Here is a 17,469-nt window from a genome sequence, read left to right as displayed (position 1 = left end):
GTCAGGCCTCCTGGCCCCGGATGGTCCGGGCAGTGGTGGATGGTGCGCCGGCACTGCTGGCCACAGCTGTGGCGACGAGGGCCAACAATGACAGCACATTCAGGGTGCCGGCGACGGCGCGCACCGGCTCGCTGCCGACCAGATCGGCGATCACCCGCACCAGCAGCGAGCCGTGCAGCAGCACGGCCACGCCCCAGAAAGCAGGGGTGTAGGGCAGGGGACGACGCAGCACCGCCGGCAGGATCACCGGCGCGTGCGCGAGGATCATCGACATCACGAAGCCGAGGAAGGTGGCGTGCAGCACCGCGTCGTAGTGCAGCCCGGACAACGCCGGGCGCAGCCACAGCAGCCCGGCGACCACCAGCCAGGCGTAGCCGGCGAGCAGGCAGGCGGCGCTGAACCGCGGCAGCCCGGTCGACCGTACGGTCTTCAGGGCGATGTCGCGACGGCCGTAGACCACTGCGAGCAGGATCAGCACGACCCCGAGGGCCGGCAGGCCGGCGTCGGGCGCCACCGCGGAGAACGCCACCGCCAGGACGACCAGCAGGGCGAGCGCCAGCGCCTGCCCGTCGTGGCGCTCCCGCCGGGACGGGTCGAGGGTGAGCTGGCCGAGCCGGGCCAGCTCCACCCGTTCACCGGCGATGGTGAGCAGCAGGAACCCGGTCAGCCACGGCACCAGGCGCGGGATGTCGACCCCGGCGAGCCAGAGTGCGGTGGCGCCGACCCCGAGGAAGGCACCGGAGAACTGGATCGCCACCGCCGGGTCGTACGACCGCCGCCACAGCGGCAGATAGATCACCAGCAGCGAGACGGCACCGACCAGCATCAGCGCTCGGCCGATCCACAGCGGCGTCGGGCTGAGGACGGCGAGGGCACCCAGTGACATGCCCAGCGGGGCCGCGTACGCCCACCTGCCGCCGGCGGCCACCGCCCGCTCCAGGGCGATCAGTGCGCCGACGAAGCCGATGGTCATCACCATCCCGTGCACGTCCGACAGTCGGGTGGCGACCAGGGGAGCGGGCAGACCGAGCAACAGCAGACCGGCGTCCAGGCCGAGCAGCAGGGCGATCCCGCTGGGCACCAACAGAGCCAGTCGCGTCCGCCGCAGCGCCGTCAGCCCAGGGCCGGCACCCGACCCGATCTTTTTAGTCACGGAAACAGTGTATAAATACTGTCGAGCGGTCACCAATCGGCGTCCTCATCGGCGAATGGCCTGCCGTACGGGCGAACCCGCTCGCTGCACCGGCGGGAAGTCTGCGCCGCGGCGGAGGGTCCCGGCCTCGGGCGGAGGTCCCAGCCTCGGGCGGAGGGCTCACCCGTCGGATGGAAGGTCGCCGCGTCGGGTACGAGGCCCACGGCCCGGGCGGTGCCGACACACATGGGAGGCTGGAGACATGGCGACGCACGCACAGCGGCACGGCAGCGGTCAGCGGGTCGATCCCGACCCCGCCGTTCCGGACAGCGCTGATCCCCACGGTGCCGATCTCCACAGCGCTGATCCCCACGGTACCGATCCCCACCGTGCCGATCTCCACCAGGCCGATTCTTGCAAGACCGATCCCGACGACGGGGGTGGTTGCGTGGCCCACGTGCCGATCTTCCGCGCCCTGTCGGCGGCGGACCGGGCCGCGGTGGCCCGCAAGGCGGTGCCGACCGCGGTGTCGAAGGGGGACGTCCTCTACCGCGCCGGCGAGCCGGTCTCCCAGCTGATGGTGGTGCATCGTGGGGCGATCCGGATCTCCCGGCTGACCAGCGCGGGCCGGGAGCGACTGATCCGCGTGCTCGGCCCCGGCGACTTCATCGGCGAGGGCGTCTTCCTCACCGGCGACCGGCCGGACCACTGGGCGACCGCGATGGACGACGGCCAGCTGTGCGTGTTCCGGCACGAGGACCTCGCCGGGTTGGTGGCCGACCATCCCGGCATCGGGCTGGGCATGCTCGGGGCGCTGAGCCGCCGGCTGGACGAGACCGAGCACCGACTCGCCGCACTGGGATCGGCCGATCTGGATGCCCGCCTCGCGGACTACCTGCTGGACCTGCCCTCGGAGCGCGACGGCGCGACGGTGCGGATCCGGCTCCCGATGGCCAAGAAGGACATCGCCTCGCTCCTCGGGTCGACGCCCGAGACCCTCAGCCGGGCCCTGGCCCGGATGGTGCGCGGCGGGGTGATCGCCCTGCACGGGACCCGCGACATCGATCTGCTCGACGCGGATCGGCTCCTCGCGCTGGTCGGGGGCCGCTGAGCCGTCTGCGGTGTCGTCCGGCAGGCGCCGTACCGTCGGGCAGGCGCTGACACAGCGGTGTCAGCCGCCCGGCATACACCGCTGAGGACGGCAGGCGCCGTACGGTCGGGGCAGGTGCTGACGTCGGATCAGGCCTTGAAACCGGCCTGCGTCAGGGCTGACTGGAGGGACTGCTGGAACGCGGCCGAGGTGTAGGAAGCGCCCGAGATCGCGTTGACCTGGGCCGACTGGGCCTGCAGGGCCTCCTGGACCAGGGCGGGGGCGGCGTAGCCGTTGATCCGCTGGGAGTGGCCGTCGCTGGGCAGCTGGACCCAGCTGATGGCGGTGATCTTTCCGTTGCTGACGGTCGCCTTGACCCGCATGCTGCCGTACGGCGTGGAGACCGCCGAGCCGGTCGCCGTCCTGTTGCTCGTGCTCGAGGAACTGCTGCTCGACGACCCGGCGCTGCTCGACGACCCGGCGCTGCTCGACGGGCCGGCGCTGCTCGACGGGCCGGACGGGGCGGAGCCGGAACCGGACGAGCTCGGACCGGAGGAGGTGGGGCCCGACGAGCCGGAGCCGGCACTCGATCCCGAGGACGTCGTCCCTGAGCTCGGCCCCCCGGTGGTGGTCGGGCCCGCGCCGGCCTGCGCGGCGAGCCCGTCCGACTTCGGGTTGAGCGCCAGGACGCCCGCCACGGCGGCGACGGTTGCTCCGGCGATGAGGGCGGGCTTGACGATCTTCATGGACTTTCCTCCCAGTCGTGATGTGCTGGCACCATCCAGGGAACGGCTCGGCCCTTTGCCCGTTCTGTGAATCCTGTGGGGCGGGATTGGGAGTCCGCTCGTTCTCATCGGTTCCTCAGGAATGCCGGGCCTCCACCGCTCCCACCGCCGCCTCGGCCGAGTGCCTGGCCGGAACCCGCGCAGGGGGCCTCGGACAGCGGGCTTCCTGCTGGCACGGCGCCGGCCGGGGCCTCCTGCCGGCACGGCGCCGAGCAGGTCACCGCGTCCGACTGGCAGGCTGGGCGCCATGACGATCTGGTACGACGACGTGGTCGATGTCGACGGCATCAACGAACGCAGCCGGGGCTCCGCGGTGGAGCACCTCGGCATCGTGATCACCGGCGCGACCGACGATGCCCTGCAGGGCCGCATGACCGTCGACGAGCGGACGGTGCAGCCCGCCGGGGTGGTGCACGGTGGCGCGAGCGTCCTGTTCGCCGAGACCCTGGCCAGCTGGGCCGCGACCTACACGCTGGACCAGTCCCGCCAGTACGCGGTCGGGATGGAGATCAACGCCAACCACGTCCGCCCCGGCCTGCCCGGCATCCTCCACGGGGAGGCCCGACCGGTGAACCTGGGGCGTACGACCCAGATCTGGGACATCCGGATCACCAACGAGGCCGGCAAGCTGGTCTGCGTGAGCCGGTGCACCATGGCGGTGCTCGACATGCCGACGCAGTACCGGGGCACCGCGGGCTGAGGCCCGCGAGGCGGCGCACGGGGACGGGAACAGACATGGACGAGGGCATCATCATCGCGCCGGTCGGCGCGATCGCCGACGGGGGCGTGCTGGTCGTGCCGGCCTCCACCACCGGCACGGGCGAGGACATCGCGGTCTTCCGCAGCGGCGAGGCGTACTACGCCCTCGACGACATGTGCACCCACCAGGAGGCGCTGCTGTCGCGCGGCTGGGTCGAGGAGGGCGAGGTCGTCTGCCCGCTGCACCTGGCCCGGTTCCGGCTGACCGACGGGATGCCCACCTGCTTCCCGGCCACCTGGCCCACGCCGACCCATCGGGTCGAGGTCCGCGACGGGTCGATCGTGTTGTTCCCCGGGGTCGCGGCCGAGGGCGCGCCCGTCCTCGAGCGCTGAGCGGTCCGGTCCGGCACCTCGTCATGCTGTCCACGACGCCTCCGCTGCGTCGCGCGGGGCACCGGTCCATTGATCGGGGACGGACCCCGACGATCGGGGACCACACCCCCGTACGGTCGACCTCGGCGAAGCGGTGGCAGGCCGCAGCGTCCCGTGCCATGCTGCACTGACGCAGACGTGGGCCCGCGCCGGGTCCCCGTCGGGTCGGCATCGGCGACGGGAGGACGATGAACGTCGAGCTCACCGGGATCCGGGACTTCCTGGCCGCCCACCACCCCTTCGACGTGCTGCCGCAGCAGCTGCTCGACGAGCTGCCGGCGCGCCTGACCGGCAGGTACTTCCGTCGGGGCACGGTCATCCTGGCCGCCGGTCGGCCGACCGAGGCGGTCTACATCCTGCGCAGCGGGGCGGTCGACATCACCGACGCCAACGGCGCGCTGGCCGACCGCTGCGGTGAGGGGGGCGCGTTCGGGGTCTCGGCGGCCCGTGACGACGGACCCTCGCGATTCACCATGACCGCGCTGGAGGACAGCCTCGCGCTGTTGCTGCGGCCCGATGACTTCCGTCAGCTGCTGCGCACCCAGCCTCTGTTCGCCCGGTTCTTCGACGAGCAGTCGGCCGAGCGGCTGCAGGCGGCGGTGGAGGCCCTCCGGGTGCCGGAGGCCGGCCACGAGGTGCTGCGGACCACGCTGCGCGGGATCGTCACCCATGAGCCGGTGAGCGTCGACGAGGGCACCCCGATCCGCGCCGCGGCCCGGCTGATGACCGACCGCGGGGTGTCGGCGCTGCTGGTCACCCGGGACCGCGGGGAAGCGACTACTGAGCTGAGCGGGATCGTCACCGACCGCGACATGCGCCGGCTGGTCGTCGGCGAGGGCAGACCGGCCGAGGGGCCGGTGTCGTCCATCATGACCGCCGCGCCGACCACCATCGACCCGGACGCCCCGGCGGTCGAGGCGATGCTGATGATGATGCAGCGCGGTTTCCACCACCTGCCGGTCGTCGAGCACGGCCGGCCGGTCGGGATGGTCACCAGCGGCGACATCATGCGGTTGCAGCAGGCCAATCCGGTGGCCATCGTGGGGGCGATCGCCGCCTGCCAGGACCTGGCCGGCCTGATCCGGGCCCGCGGACGGTTGCCCGGGGTCGTCCGCGAACTCGTCCGGCAGGACGCCTCCGCCGCCGAGATCGGCCGGATCGTCACCGCGGTCGGCGACGCCGTCACCCGTACGCTGCTGCGGCTCGCCGAGGCGGAGCTGGGCCCCCCGCCGGTGCCGTACGCCTGGGTGGCGCTGGGCTCGCAGGGCCGACTGGAGCTGGGACTGTCGTCGGACCAGGACAATGCGCTCGTGCTGCCCGACGGGCCCGACCCGGGGGCCGGCCCCGCCCCGGTGGTCGACGCCTGGTTCGCCGACCTGGCCGAGCGGGTCACCTCGGGTCTGGCCGCCTGCGGCTACCCGCTGTGCCCGGGGGACATCATGGCCTCCAACCCGGCCTGGCGGCTCACCCGCTCGCAGTGGTGGCGGGTGTTCGGGCGGTGGATCGACGAGCCGGACTCCGACGCCGTCCTGCACGCGGACACGTTCTTCGACATGCGCCCGATCACCGGCGCCGAGCTGGTCGACCCACTGCTCGCCGCGGTGCACCGGGCCACCGCGGGCAATCAGCGGTTCCTCGCCCGGCTGGCCCGGGAGGCCGTCTCCTGGGTGCCACCGATCGGGTTCTTCCGCGGTTTCGTGCTCGACCGGGCCGGCCAGGGCTCCCGGGGGCTGGACCTGAAGGCCGGCGGGATCGCCCCGATCGTCCAGATCGCCCGGGTGCACGCGCTGGCCGCCGGGCTGCCCGAGGTCAACACCGCCGCCCGGCTGTCGGCCGCCGCCGCGACCGGCACGATCTCCCAGCGCCGTGCCGACGACCTGCGCGGGGCGTACGAGCTGATCAGCCACCTGCGCCACCGCCACCACAGCGACCAGGCCGAGCACGGCGAGCCCGCGGACAACGTCATCGACCCCGGTGCCCTGTCGACGATCGACCAGCACAGCCTGCGCGACGCGTTCCGGATCATCAAGGAGGCCCAGCAGGAGCTGGCCTTCACCTACCGGCTGCACGCGGTGTCGTGAGAGTGCGAGGCGTGACGGTGACGGTGCCGGGGACCGATGAGGTGGCGGTCGTGATGGGAGCGGGATCGTGAGGGGTCACGGTGCCGTGACGGTGCGGGGGTCGTGATGGGCTGGCCGTTCGGGAGCACGGGACGGGAGCGCAGGGCGGCCGAGGCGTTACCGGAGGGGCCGCTGCGGACCTATCTCGCCACTCCGCAGCCCTCGCCGCGGACCCCGCTGGCCGAGCTGCCGCTGCTGGCGGTGGACATGGAGACCACCGGTCTCGACCCGCGCCAGGACCGGATCCTCAGCATCGGCTGGGTGCCGGTGGACGGCGCGGTCGTCCGGCTCGGCGGCGCCGGGCAGGTCGTCGTCTCCGGGGCGGAGCTGGGGGAGGACGGGGTGGGCCAGAGCGCCACGGTGCACGGGCTCACCGACGACCGCCTGGAGCAGGGGACACCGCTCGCCGCGGCGGTCGAACAGCTCCTCGACCGGCTGACCGGCCGGGTGCTGCTGGCCCATCACGTCGGGCTGGAGGCGGGCTTCCTCAAGGCGGCCTGTCGCCGGCTGTGGGGCGTCCGGGTGGAGCCCGCCGTCGTCGACACGATGCGGCTGCAGCAGCGGGTGATCGCCCCCGGCTTCGACGAGGAACCGCGCGGCGACGACCTGCGGCTGTGGAACGCTCGGGCACGGTTCGGCTTGCCGGTCCTGGGCGCCCACGACGCGCTGCACGACGCGCTGGCCGCCGCCGAGCTCTACCTGGCGCAGACCGCTGAGCTCGGGCTGGAGGCCGCGGACCTGCGCGCCGTACGCTCCTGAGCCCATACGGTCTGATCCCATACGGTCCTGATCCCATACGGTCTGATCCCGTACGCTCCTGATCTCCACGGTCCGATCTCCCACGGTCGGATCCCGTCGGTCTGATCCGGTCGGCCCGGCCCCGTACGCTCCAGGCTCTTGACCAGCGGGTCCAGGTGTCGGGTCGGGTCCCGTCAGGTGTGGATGTCCAGCAGGGTCCACGTACGGCCCTCCCATTCCAGCAGGGTGAGCTGGCGGTCGGGGGTCAGCAGCACGTGCGCCCAGGGCCCGAGGGACTCCCCGCCGACCATCGGTGCATCGACGTGTTCGCAGACGATGCCGGACGGCCCGTGCAGGCCGTCGATGATGCGCACCGGCCGGTACGCATCGCCGGCCCGGCCCCACAGCGGCAGCAGATGGGGCCACAGCAGGCCGAGCGCCGGGTGGTACCAGCCGGGCGGGTACTCCTCGGCGCGACGCCGCGCGCCGAGGCTCTCCTGGGTGTCGTACGCCTGGATCGACGCCCCGTTGCCGACCCACTCGATGGTCGAGGAGTGCACCACCCAGCGGTCGCCGGGGGCCACCGCCACCTCGAAGCGTTCCTCGCCGTTGCTCACCACCGCCGCCGCCTCACGGTGCCGGCCCCGGGTCAGCACGAGCGCGACCAGGGCGATCAGCTCGGCTTCGCGGGCGGGAGGCAGGGTCTCGTCGGGCTCGTCCACTGCGGTCTCCGTGGGGTGGGACGGTTCGGAGGCGGATCAGGACCGGGTGGCCCGGATCGCGGCCACCCGCTCGCGGCGCAGGGCGGGGATCGGGGCGACCGGGAGCGGGTCGAGGCGGGTGCGCAGGGCGGTCTCGAGCAGGAAGTCGGCGAGGCCGGGATTGCGGGCGAGCACCGGGCCGTGCGGGTAGGTGCCGACGACGGAGCCCTGGACGGCCCCTTCGGTGCCCGAGCCGTCGCCGTTGCCGATGCCGATCTCGACGTCGGCCAGCGGAGTGGCGTCGGCACCGAGGGTGGTCATCCCGCCGTGGTTCTCGAAGCCGGTGATCAGCGCGTCGTCGCCGGTCAGCCCGGTGACGTCCCCGGGCAGCGGGCGCAGCCGGGTGAGGATCTCCCCGACCGCGCGTTGCTCGGCGCGCCGGGTGGTGATGTCGAGCAGGCCCAGCCCGGGCATCACCTCGTCGCGCTCGCCGACGGTGAAGGTGGTGCCGAGGATCTGGTAGCCGGCGCAGACCGCGAAGACGACCGCACCCCGGTCGGCGGCCCGGTGCAGGGTGCCCTCCGCCGACAGCAGCCGGACGGCCGTGGTCTGGGCGCCGTCCTCACCGCCGCCGAGCAGGTAGACATCGGCGTCGTCGGGCAGCGGACGGCCCGGCTCGGCGACGGTCAGCCGAGGCTCGAAACCGCGCCACTGCAGGCGCTTCATCAGCACGGTGGCGTTGCCGCGGTCCCCGTAGATGCCCAGCAGTGACTGGTAGACGAGGACGAGGTGGACGGGGCGGGTCATGCCAGGCCTCCGAGCTTGCGCAGCTTCTGGAACGGGGTGTAGGTCGAGAGTACGTCGACGTGCCGGTCGAGGTCGGTGAGCGCGGTCGCGAGGTCGGGCACCACGGTGCAGGCCACTTCCGCGTACGCGAGGCGGACGGCGAGGTCCTGGGCCCGTGGCCCGGTGGCGATGACCTGCTTGCCGGCGAGCTGCTCGTAGTCGACGTCCCACATCCAGGACAGGTCACGGCCGTCGGCGGCGACCGCGTCGATGGCCAGCACCACGGTGTCGGAGCGGAGCAGTGGCAGGGCTTCGTGCCAGCCGGCCGGGTTCTTCGCCAGCAGCAGCCGGGCCGAGGTGGTGCCGAAGTGGGTGGTGGCGAATCGGCCCGCCGGGGAGGTCACGGTGCGCATGCCGGCCAGCGCATCCTCGACGCCGACCCCGAGCTGCTCGGCGGCCGCGAGCGCGCAGGCGGCGTTGCCGACGTTGAACCCGCCGGGGACCTGCAGCTGCGGGTCGTGGGCGACGCCGTGCCGGTCGATGATCCGGCCGTTCTCCACCCGGATGACGGCGGTCGGCTCCGACATCGAGCAGGCCGGGCAGTCCCAGTCCCCTGGATCGCCGGTCTCCGGGTGCGGGTTGCGGCGCAGCAGGATGGCCCCGCACTCGGGACACATGGTGGCGTCCTCCTGCCAGGTCGAGGCGGTGTCGACCCAGACCACGTGCTTCGCACCCCGGGCCGCCCACACCACCAGCGGCTCCTCGGCGTTCGCGACGACCACCGGCCCGCCCTCGCCGGCCTCGACGAGGGCATCGCGCCAGGAGCGGGCGAGCTTCTTGATCTCGTGGTTGCGGTCGAGCTGGTCGCGGGAGAAGTTCAGCAGCACCAGGACCTCCGGGCGGCCGAGCCGGACCAGGTCGGCGACGACGCGCTCGTCGGTCTCCAGGACCGCGATGTCGGCCCGGGGCGCCCGGGAGAGGGCCGAGGCGATGCCGTAGTGGAGGTTGGCCCCGTCGGCGTTGGTGACGACCCGCTCGGCGTTCCGCGGGCCGAGACCGGCCCGGATCGCCGCGGTGAGGAGGTGGGTGGTGGTGGTCTTGCCGTTGGTGCCGGACACCGCCGCGATCCGCCGGCCGCTGAGCAGCTTGGCGAAGGCATCCGGGTCGATCCTGGTCATCACCTGGCCGCGGATCGACGCGCCGGAGCCCCTCCCGGCCAGCCGGGACAGCATGGCCGCCAGCTGGCCTGCGCCCACCGCCGTCGCCAGTCGTAGCCGGGACGCGGGACTCAGCCTGGACGGAGCCCCCGGACGCTCGAGAGTCGATGCCATGGGGCCCATTGTCCACCACGCCCGGGGTGGGGCGGGCCAGCGGCCTTTCTTGTTGCCGGAACCGGGGGTCGTCGCGCCCCGGGGCAGGAATAGACTCCGCTTCACCGTGACCGAAGGGGGCCCCGCCGTGACCATCGAGAGCGCAACCCGCGTCGATGTCGTGGGAGCCGTGTCGGTGGAGACCGTGCTCGCCGTCGACCATCTTCCGGCGCCGGAGGAAGCCGTCGTCGCGCCGCCGGTGCTGCCCGGTCTCGGCGGTCGCGGGGCCAATCAGGCCGTCGCGGTGGCCCGCAGCGGGGTCGAGGTGCGGCTGGTCGCCTCCCTCGGCGACGACACGGAGGGCCACCAGCTGCTCGAGGAGCTCGCCGGGTTCGGCGTGGCCACCGAGCTGATCTCGGTGCACCCGGGCGCGCGTACCGGCCACAGCTATCGGCTGGACTCACCCGGCGGGCATCGTACGGTCATCGTCCCGGGCGCCAACGACCTCACCGACGTGTCCGCGGTCCACGACGTCGCCGACCGGTTGGCGACCTCGGCGGTGGTGCTGCTGCAGAGCCAGGTCGGGCGTGCGGTCGTGGAGGAGACGATCCGGCAGGCGGCCGACTGGCCGGGCCGGCTGGTGTACAACGCGGCCCCGGCGATCGGCATCGATCCCGACCTCTACGCCGCGGTGGGGGTGCTGGTGGTGAACGAGGCCGAGGCTGCGGCGCTGTGCGGGCGGCCGGTCTCGCGCGACGTCGGTGACATCGAGGCGATGGCGGTGCAGCTGGCATCGCGCGGCCGGTCGGTGGTGGTGAGCATGGGGGCCGAGGGCGCCGTGGTGGCCCCCTCGCGCCGGCCGGTCGAGGTGATGCTGGCCGAGCGCGCCGACGTGGTGGACCGGGCCGGTGCCGGGGACGCGTTCGTCGGTGTCCTGGCCGCCGGGCTCGCGGTCGGGATGGGGGTGCAGGAGGCGACCGCTGCCGCCGTCCGGCAGGTGACCCGTACGGTCGCGCGCCGCGGGGCGGTCCGGTCCTATCCGACGTTCCAGTTCGACTGAGCCCGACTCACCGGGCCAGCCCGGCCCCGCCAGCCCGACTCATCCGGCGGCGGAACGTACATGGCGATCACGCCCGGCGACCGGACTCGTCCGGCGGCCGAACGTACGCGGCGGGTCTCACCCGGCGACCGGGCTCATCGCGCGGCACCCGGGCGAGGGATCCGCCGCCTCCGGTCGGGTTTCGTCGACGGCCCGGGCTCCCAGCCGGCGACCCAGGGCCGGTCGTCCTCATCGGGCAGGACGCCCTCCTCGAGGAACCGGTAGTCCCCGGCCAGCACCTTCTTCGCGGCGGCGCGGTCGCTGGCGTCCGAGTTGGACCACAGGGCGGTGAACAGGGCGTCGACGCGCACCCGGGCCTGCCGGCAGAACACGTCGGCCAGTTCCACTCCTTCGGGACGTACGTCGCGCTCGGCGGTCGCGCGCACGCACGAGGCGCTCATCGCGAACAACTCGGCGCCGATGTCGACGATCCGGCCCAGCAGCGCCTGCCGGTGCTCCAGGCGACCCTGCCAGCGGGCCATCCCGTAGAACACCGAGCGGGCCAGCCGCCGGGTGGCCCGCTCGACGTAGCGCATGTGGCCGGCGAGCTCGCCGTAGCGCGCGAAGGACGTGGCGAGCATCCCCCGTCCGGCGACCAGGGTCGGCAGCCAGCCGGCGTAGAAGCCGGTCGCCCGGCCCACGGCCCGCAGCTTCTCCTCCCGGCTCGCTTCGGGGTCGATGATCGCGCCGGCGACGGCGAGGTGGGCGTCCACCGCCTCCCGGGCGATCAGCAGGTGCATGATCTCGGTCGACCCCTCGAAGATCCGGTTGATCCGGATGTCGCGCAGCATCTGCTCGGCCCGGACCACCCGCTCGCCCCGGGCCGCCTGCGACTCGGCGGTCTCGTAGCCGCGGCCGCCGCGCATCTGGACGACGTCGTCGGTGACCTTCCAGGCCATCTCCGATCCGTAGAGCTTGAGCAGCGCGGCCTCGATCCGGATGTCGTTCGACTCCTCGTCGGCGAGCATCGCGCACAGGTCGAGCATCGATTCCAGGCCGTACGCGGTGCCGGCCATGAACCCGATCCGGGTGGCGATGGCCTCGTGCGCGCCGATCGGACGGCCCCACTGGACCCGGTTCGCACCCCACCCGCGGGCGGTGGACACCGCCCACTTGGTGTTGCCGACGCACAGTGCCGGCAGCGAGAGCCGGCCGGTGTTGAGCGTGGTCAGGGCGATCTTCAGCCCGCGGCCCTCGGCGCCGATCACGTTGGCGGCCGGGACGAACACGTCGTGGAAGCGGGTGACCGAGTTCTCCAGACCGCGCAGGCCGACGAAACTGTTGCGGTTCTCGACGGTGATGCCGGGGGAGTCGGCCTCCACGACGAACGCGGTGATGCCGCCGTGGTGCCCCGGCGTGGCGGGGACCCGGGCCATCACCACGAGCAGTGAGGCCACCGGGCCGTTGGTGGCCCACAGTTTGACCCCGTTGAGCAGATAGCCGCTGCCGTCCTCGGTCGGGGTGGCGGAGGTGGCCAGGCGGGCCGGGTCGGAGCCGACATCGGGCTCGGTCAGCATGAAGGCCGACACCTCGCCGGCGGCGACGCGGGGGAGGTACGTACGCTTCTGCTCCTCCGACCCGAACATCGCCACCGGCTGCGGGACGCCGATCGACTGGTGGGCGCTGAGCAGGGCCGCCAGCGACGGGCTCACCGAGCCGACCAGGGCGAGTGCCCGGACGTAGTAGAGGTGGGTCAGCCCCAGCCCGCCGTACGCGGTGGGGATGTTCATCCCGAACGCGCCGATCCCGGCCAGATCGGTGAACACCTCGTCGGGGATCCGGTCGTCGCGCTCGATCGCCGCCCCGTCGACCGCGGTCAGGTGGTCGGCGAGTCGGGCGAGGAATGCCTCACCGGTGATCCGGTCCGCCGCCGGGGGCGTCGGCCACGGCTCGATCAGATCCAGCCGCAGCCGGCCGAGGAAGAGCTCGCGTCCGAAGCTGGGGCGGGTCCATTCCTGTTCCCGGGCGGCCTCGGCGACCTTCCGTGCCTCGTGCTCACTCGGACCCGTGCCGGTGCCGGCCGGGCGGACCTGCTGCTGGGTGGTCATGACGGCCTCCGCGGTGGGGCAACTGGATCCTTCCACGGTACCCGTCGGGCCGCCGTCAGGTGGCCGGATGCGGCGGTCCGGGGTCAGACGCGGATCCAGGCGGTGGTCTCACCGGGGAGGCATCCGCCCGCCAGCGGGGCGCTGGCCAGCAGGACCTCGCCCTCGGGGAGATCCACCGGGGTGGTGCCGAAGTTGGTCACGACGTGCCAGCCGCCGGGGCGGGTGAAGTGGAGCACGTCAGCAGCGGCGTCCTGCCAGTGGAGGTGTTCGGCACCCTGGAGCTCGTGGCGCAGTGCGAGGGCGCGTCGGTAGAAGCTGAGGGTCGAGGTCGGGTCGGCGGCCTGGGGGCCGGCGGCATAGTCGGCGAACCAGGTCGGCTGGGGCAGGTGGGATCCGTACGGGCCGAAGCCCAGTGAGGTGCCCGTCGGCTCCCACGGCAGCGGGACGCGGCAGCCGTCGCGGCCGATCTCGGCGCCGTGGGTGCGGAAGAAGGTGGGGTCCTGGCGGTCCGCCGCGGGGATCTGGCCGACTTCGGGGAGACCGAGTTCCTCACCCTGGTAGAGGTAGGCCGAGCCGGGGAGGGCCAGCATCAGCAGGGTCGCGGCCCGGGCCCGGCGCAGACCGCGGGCGATGTCGACCTCGGCGGGGTCGCCGCCGCGCAGGAGCCATGCCTTGTCCGGGCCGCCGACCAGCATGTCGCCGGGGCGGGCCGACGCGGCAGGGGGCAGGCCGTAGCGGGTGGCGTGGCGGGTGACGTCGTGGTTGGAGAAGACCCAGGTCGTGGAGGAGCCCGCCCGGGTGGCGAGTGCCAGGTTGTCCGCGATGATCCGGCGGAACTGCGCTGCGTCGAAATCAGCCTCGAGCAGGTCGAAGTTGAACGCCTGGCCCAGCCCGTCGGGGCTGGCGTACCTGGCCAGGCGGTGGGCCTCGACCCAGGCTTCGGCGACGGCCGTACGGGGCGGGGCGTACTCGTTGAAGACGGTGCGCCATTCGGCGTAGACCTCGTGGACCTCGTCGCGGTCCCAGATCGGGTGCTGGCCGTCCTCGAAGGTGTCGAGGCCGTCGATGACCGTCCGGAGCGCATCGAAGGCGGGATCCATGTTCTTGGTCAGCCCATGGGCCACGTCGATCCGGAATCCGTCCGCGCCGCGGTCCGACCAGAAGCGCAGGGTCGCCAGGAAGTCGTCGCGGACGTCGCGGCGGTCCCAGTTGAGATCGGGCTGTTCCTTGGCGAAAAGGTGCAGGTACCACTGGCCGGGTGTCCCGTCGGGTTCGGTGACCCGCTCCCAGGCCGGGCCGCCGAAGATCGAGGCCCACCCGTTGGGCGGGAGCTCGCCGTGCTCGCCCTTGCCGTCGCGGAAGATGTAGCGCCCCCGCGCCGAGGATCCTCTGGGGGAGGCGAGGGCTTCCCGGAACCACGCATGGAGGTCGGAGGTGTGATTCGGGACGATGTCCACCACGATCTTCAGGCCGGCGCCGTGCAGGGCCGCGACCATCTCGTCGAACTCCTCCAGAGTGCCGATCCGCGGGTCGATGTCGCGGTAGTCGGCGACGTCGTAGCCGCCGTCGGCCAGGGCGGAGGGGTAGAAGGGGCTCAGCCAGACGGCGTCGATCCCCAGCTCCTTGAGGTAGTCGATCCTGGAGATGACGCCTCTGAGGTCACCGATGCCGTCGCCGTTGGCGTCGGCGAAGCTGCGGGGATAGATCTGGTAGACGGCCGCTTGGCGCCACCAGTCGGCGTCCGGGGTGTCCGGGTACGGGACAGTCGCGGTGCCTGCCGGGATGGTGGCGGTGGATCCGGTGTTCGGGGCCGACATGGCTGGGTCCTCCGGGAGAGGGATGTGGACGGGGTGACCGTTGTCCTTGTCGTGGCGACACCGGGTACCCTTTTGCCATCAAATAAATCTACTGGGTAAATTAATCTGTTCGCCGCTACTGTGGCAGGACTGCTGCAAGGAAGTCAAGGCTCCGACATGTCACCATCGCGTCCCACCGTCGATCTCGGCACCGGGCGGCGCAGCCTCGGTCAGGTGCTGGACTTCGCGTGGGCGCGCGGCCCGTTCACGGCCAGCGATGCCATGCAGGCCACCGCGCTGACCCGCTCCACCACGATCGGTGCGATCGACACACTGGTGGAGATCGGCGTGCTGGAGGAGCTCCCGGACGCCCGGGCCGCCGGTGAGTACCGTGCCGGGCGCCCCGCCCGACGGTTCGCCCTCGCGCCGGCGTTCGGCACCGTGGTGGGGATGGACGCCGGCGACGAGCACCTCAGCATCACCGTCGCCGACCTGGCGGGCACCACCCTCGCGCACACGCGTACCGGTCTCCGGCCGGCCCAGTCCCCGGCCGGCCGACGCCGCACCATCCGTGATCAGCTCGCGGACACGTACGACAGCAGCGGAGCCACCCGGGCAGCGCTGCTCGCGCTGTGTGTGGGGGTCGCCGCTCCGGTCGATCGTGCCGGTCAGTCGCCGCCGCACCCGCTCGGCTTCTGGGAACGCACCAACCCCGGGCTGATCGAGCTGCTCGCCGACCGGGCGCCGCTGGTCGAGGTCAGGAACGATGCCCTGCTCGCGGCGTCGGCGGAGGGTATGATCGGTGACGCGGTCGGCCTGCGGGACTACATCGCCCTGCTGGCCGGCGCTCGCCTGGGGGCGGGGGTCGTCGTCGACGGCCACTTCCTGTACGGCAAGCACGGCGGGGTCGGTGAGACATTCCTGTTCGATGACGCGAGCGAGGCGTACGCCTCACGCGGCCTCGCCACGGCACTGGAGACACATGCCCGCGACCTGGTCGCCACGGGTAGCGTACGTGGACCGCTGGCGGCGCTGCCCGCCGAGGATCTCACTGCCGCGCGGGTGCTCGCCCTTGCCGAGGAGGGGGATCCGGGCGCCCTTGCCGTGGTGGAGCGGACGGGTGCCGGTCTGGCGCGCGTCATCGGCGTGCTCGGTAACATGTTCGACCCGGAGCGCATCATCGTGTGCGGCGGCATCGCCGAGAGCATCGAGCCGGTGCTGGCGGCGGCCCGGCGCAGGCTCGGCCCCTCGATCCTGCACCTCCCCGCGCCCGAACTCATCGCCTCGCGGCTGGGCGAGGACATCGTCGTCCGCGGGGCCGTCGTCCACGCCTTGGACGGTGCGCGGCGCATCTCGGTGCCCCGACTCGCTGAGCAACGCCTCCGCGGTGCCGGCTCCTGACGCCCGTACCTGTCGGCCTATCCGACGGCTTGTCCGGCGGTGACCAGGGGCTCGCCGGCGGTCGGCTGTCGAGTGGCGCGGGGCCGGTCGATCTCGGACCAGATGTCGTCGAGGGAGAGCCCGAGCACTGTGGCGATCGCTGCGATGGTGGGGAATGCCGGAGTGGCGACCCGGCCCGACTCGATCTTGCGAAGGGTCTCGGGGGAGACGCCGGCGGCCAGGGCGACATCGAGCATGGAACGGTCTCCCCGGGCGCGACGCAGCAGCGCTCCCAGGCGTCGTCCACGCTGGACCTCTTCAGGGGTGAGCGGCAACCTGACCATGCACCCGATTCTAATCCCGGTACAGTAATCCCGGGATAGTTATTGGTGTTCGCAAAAGGAGTTGTCCCATGATCGAGATCCTGAACGCGTCCGGACTGTCCGGTGCGCGGGTGACCGGCCGGATCGTCGGCGACATCCTGCACACGCTGAAGGCGCGGTGTCGGGTCGGCACGAACCTTCTCGAGATCGACCGGTGGACGGAGGCGATGATCCATGAGGCGGGTGCGACGTCCTGCTATGTCGACTACGCGCCCTCGTTCGGCCGGGGCCCGTTCGGGCACTACATCTGCACCGCCGTCAACGATGCGGTCCTGCACGGGAAGCCGTACGACTACAGTCTCGCCGACGGCGACCTCCTCACCCTCGACCTGGCGATTGTCAAGGACGGCATCGCCGCAGACGCCGCGATCAGCTTCATCGTCGGGCACCCCCGGAGCTCTGCGGATCCGGCGATGATCGCCGCGACCGAGCAGGCGCTGGCCGTCGCCTGCGCCACCGCGGCGCCCGGGGTCCGCGTCGGTGATCTGTCCCACGCGATCGAGGAGGTGCTCACCGGCGCGGGGTATCCCATCAACACCGAGTTCGGTGGCCACGGCATCGGGTCGACCATGCACCAGGACCCGCATGTTGCCAACGCGGGCAGGCCTGGCCGCGGGTACCGGCTGCGGCCCGGTCTGCTGCTGGCGCTCGAACCGTGGGTGATGGCCGACACTGACCGCCTCGTCACCGATCCGGACGGATGGACGCTGCGCAGTGCGACCGGGAGCCGCACCGCGCACAGTGAGCACACCATTGCGATCACCGACCACGGCGCAGAGATCCTCACCCTGCCCAGCCGGAACTGAGCCCGTCGTCTGCCGTCCGGTCCTGACCGGACGGCAGTGCCGCTGACGAAGAGCTGTAGGCCAATGCGCTGGCCAGGCCGAAGGTCCGACAACGAGAGCGAGGGGGGTACCCCGACCGGTTTCACCGTCGAGGTTCCCACCACGCACATCAGGGGTCACAGCGG

General features: G+C 72.5%; 17 protein-coding genes. 9 read left to right on the top strand and 8 right to left on the bottom strand.

The window, feature by feature from the left end; genetic code table 11:
* Position 1 precedes the first annotated feature (1 nt).
* Positions 2 to 1,153, bottom strand: coding sequence for a hypothetical protein (locus VB059_RS02840; protein WP_323420516.1), 1,152 nt, complete (start codon positions 1,151 to 1,153; stop codon positions 2 to 4).
* Between the two features lie 436 nt (positions 1,154 to 1,589).
* Here VB059_RS02840 and VB059_RS02835 point away from each other — a divergent pair, with 436 nt between their 5' ends.
* The gene (locus VB059_RS02835) at positions 1,590 to 2,243 is read left to right on the top strand and encodes a Crp/Fnr family transcriptional regulator (RefSeq protein WP_323420515.1); all 654 of its coding nucleotides are present in this window, start codon (positions 1,590 to 1,592) and stop codon (positions 2,241 to 2,243) included.
* A 128-nt stretch (positions 2,244 to 2,371) separates the two neighbouring features.
* On the opposite strand, the gene VB059_RS02830 is transcribed toward VB059_RS02835, so the two are convergent.
* Positions 2,372 to 2,605, bottom strand: coding sequence for an FMN-binding protein (locus tag VB059_RS02830; protein ID WP_323420514.1), 234 nt, complete (start codon positions 2,603 to 2,605; stop codon positions 2,372 to 2,374).
* On the opposite strand from VB059_RS02830, the gene VB059_RS02825 reads away from it, so the two are divergent.
* From VB059_RS02825 to VB059_RS02805, 5 genes are all read left to right on the top strand, one after another.
* Positions 2,604 to 3,038, top strand: a complete 435-nt coding sequence (locus VB059_RS02825; RefSeq protein WP_323420513.1) for a hypothetical protein — start codon at positions 2,604 to 2,606, stop codon at positions 3,036 to 3,038. The genes VB059_RS02830 and VB059_RS02825 overlap by 2 nt on opposite strands.
* Positions 3,039 to 3,254: 216 nt before the next feature.
* Positions 3,255 to 3,707: a hotdog fold thioesterase gene (locus VB059_RS02820; RefSeq protein WP_323420512.1), complete on the top strand. Its 453-nt coding sequence runs from the start codon at positions 3,255 to 3,257 to the stop codon at positions 3,705 to 3,707.
* Positions 3,708 to 3,742: 35 nt separating this feature from the next.
* Entirely contained in the window at positions 3,743 to 4,099 is a 357-nt protein-coding gene (locus VB059_RS02815) for a non-heme iron oxygenase ferredoxin subunit (protein ID WP_323420511.1), read from the top strand.
* Positions 4,100 to 4,326: 227 nt separating this feature from the next.
* Positions 4,327 to 6,219, top strand: a complete 1,893-nt coding sequence (locus tag VB059_RS02810; RefSeq protein WP_323420510.1) for a DUF294 nucleotidyltransferase-like domain-containing protein — start codon at positions 4,327 to 4,329, stop codon at positions 6,217 to 6,219.
* A gap of 105 nt (positions 6,220 to 6,324) precedes the next feature.
* The gene (locus VB059_RS02805) at positions 6,325 to 7,017 is read left to right on the top strand and encodes an exonuclease domain-containing protein (RefSeq protein WP_323420509.1); all 693 of its coding nucleotides are present in this window, start codon (positions 6,325 to 6,327) and stop codon (positions 7,015 to 7,017) included.
* Positions 7,018 to 7,190: 173 nt separating this feature from the next.
* Here the strand turns inward: VB059_RS02805 and VB059_RS02800 are convergent, their stop codons facing one another.
* The 3 genes from VB059_RS02800 to VB059_RS02790 are packed head-to-tail and all read right to left on the bottom strand — an operon-like array spanning position 7,191 to position 9,661.
* Positions 7,191 to 7,718, bottom strand: coding sequence for a hypothetical protein (locus VB059_RS02800; protein WP_323420508.1), 528 nt, complete (start codon positions 7,716 to 7,718; stop codon positions 7,191 to 7,193).
* Positions 7,719 to 7,754: 36 nt separating this feature from the next.
* Entirely contained in the window at positions 7,755 to 8,504 is a 750-nt protein-coding gene (locus VB059_RS02795; protein ID WP_323420507.1) for a glutamine amidotransferase, read from the bottom strand.
* The gene (locus VB059_RS02790) at positions 8,501 to 9,661 is read right to left on the bottom strand and encodes a MurT ligase domain-containing protein (protein WP_323420609.1); all 1,161 of its coding nucleotides are present in this window, start codon (positions 9,659 to 9,661) and stop codon (positions 8,501 to 8,503) included. Before VB059_RS02790 ends, VB059_RS02795 begins: the two co-directional genes overlap by 4 nt.
* A gap of 280 nt (positions 9,662 to 9,941) precedes the next feature.
* Between VB059_RS02790 and VB059_RS02785 the strand changes: the two genes are divergently transcribed.
* Entirely contained in the window at positions 9,942 to 10,853 is a 912-nt protein-coding gene (locus tag VB059_RS02785; protein ID WP_323420506.1) for a PfkB family carbohydrate kinase, read from the top strand.
* Positions 10,854 to 10,987: 134 nt separating this feature from the next.
* Here VB059_RS02785 and VB059_RS02780 read toward each other — a convergent pair whose 3' ends face one another.
* Positions 10,988 to 12,940, bottom strand: coding sequence for an acyl-CoA dehydrogenase family protein (locus VB059_RS02780; protein ID WP_323420505.1), 1,953 nt, complete (start codon positions 12,938 to 12,940; stop codon positions 10,988 to 10,990).
* 83 nt (positions 12,941 to 13,023) lie between these two features.
* Positions 13,024 to 14,757 carry a glycoside hydrolase family 13 protein gene (locus VB059_RS02775; RefSeq protein ID WP_323420504.1) on the bottom strand — a complete coding sequence of 578 codons (1,734 nt, stop codon included), beginning with the start codon at positions 14,755 to 14,757 and terminating at the stop codon, positions 13,024 to 13,026.
* A gap of 156 nt (positions 14,758 to 14,913) precedes the next feature.
* Between VB059_RS02775 and VB059_RS02770 the strand changes: the two genes are divergently transcribed.
* A complete protein-coding gene (locus VB059_RS02770; protein ID WP_323420503.1) occupies positions 14,914 to 16,137 on the top strand; it encodes an ROK family protein in 1,224 nt (407 codons plus the stop codon).
* Positions 16,138 to 16,154: 17 nt separating this feature from the next.
* Here VB059_RS02770 and VB059_RS02765 read toward each other — a convergent pair whose 3' ends face one another.
* Positions 16,155 to 16,460, bottom strand: a complete 306-nt coding sequence (locus VB059_RS02765; protein WP_323420502.1) for a helix-turn-helix transcriptional regulator — start codon at positions 16,458 to 16,460, stop codon at positions 16,155 to 16,157.
* Between the two features lie 68 nt (positions 16,461 to 16,528).
* Between VB059_RS02765 and map the strand changes: the two genes are divergently transcribed.
* Positions 16,529 to 17,305, top strand: coding sequence for a type I methionyl aminopeptidase (gene map / locus VB059_RS02760; RefSeq protein ID WP_323420501.1), 777 nt, complete (start codon positions 16,529 to 16,531; stop codon positions 17,303 to 17,305).
* Positions 17,306 to 17,469: the final 164 nt, after the last annotated feature.

Origin of the sequence: Raineyella sp. (genome assembly GCF_034933565.1) — a bacterium.
Taxonomy (GTDB): domain Bacteria; phylum Actinomycetota; class Actinomycetes; order Propionibacteriales; family Propionibacteriaceae; genus Raineyella.
The sequence above is the reverse complement of the archived record's forward strand: the minus strand, read 5'-3'. Positions and strand labels throughout refer to the sequence as shown.

What these genes read in the sequence shown, in the direction of transcription:
- VB059_RS02790 (WP_323420609.1), bottom strand. Translation starts at nt 9,661, where the DNA reads ATGACCAGGATCGACCCGGATGCCTTCGCCAAGCTGCTCAGCGGCCGG.
- VB059_RS02770 (WP_323420503.1), top strand. Translation starts at nt 14,914, where the DNA reads ATGTCACCATCGCGTCCCACCGTCGATCTCGGCACCGGGCGGCGCAGC.
- VB059_RS02830 (WP_323420514.1), bottom strand. Translation starts at nt 2,605, where the DNA reads ATGCGGGTCAAGGCGACCGTCAGCAACGGAAAGATCACCGCCATCAGC.
- VB059_RS02820 (WP_323420512.1), top strand. Translation starts at nt 3,255, where the DNA reads ATGACGATCTGGTACGACGACGTGGTCGATGTCGACGGCATCAACGAA.
- VB059_RS02780 (WP_323420505.1), bottom strand. Translation starts at nt 12,940, where the DNA reads ATGACCACCCAGCAGCAGGTCCGCCCGGCCGGCACCGGCACGGGTCCG.
- VB059_RS02795 (WP_323420507.1), bottom strand. Translation starts at nt 8,504, where the DNA reads ATGACCCGCCCCGTCCACCTCGTCCTCGTCTACCAGTCACTGCTGGGC.
- VB059_RS02815 (WP_323420511.1), top strand. Translation starts at nt 3,743, where the DNA reads ATGGACGAGGGCATCATCATCGCGCCGGTCGGCGCGATCGCCGACGGG.
- VB059_RS02765 (WP_323420502.1), bottom strand. Translation starts at nt 16,460, where the DNA reads ATGGTCAGGTTGCCGCTCACCCCTGAAGAGGTCCAGCGTGGACGACGC.
- VB059_RS02805 (WP_323420509.1), top strand. Translation starts at nt 6,325, where the DNA reads ATGGGCTGGCCGTTCGGGAGCACGGGACGGGAGCGCAGGGCGGCCGAG.
- VB059_RS02775 (WP_323420504.1), bottom strand. Translation starts at nt 14,757, where the DNA reads ATGTCGGCCCCGAACACCGGATCCACCGCCACCATCCCGGCAGGCACC.
- map (WP_323420501.1), top strand. Translation starts at nt 16,529, where the DNA reads ATGATCGAGATCCTGAACGCGTCCGGACTGTCCGGTGCGCGGGTGACC.
- VB059_RS02810 (WP_323420510.1), top strand. Translation starts at nt 4,327, where the DNA reads ATGAACGTCGAGCTCACCGGGATCCGGGACTTCCTGGCCGCCCACCAC.
- VB059_RS02825 (WP_323420513.1), top strand. Translation starts at nt 2,604, where the DNA reads ATGCTGCCGTACGGCGTGGAGACCGCCGAGCCGGTCGCCGTCCTGTTG.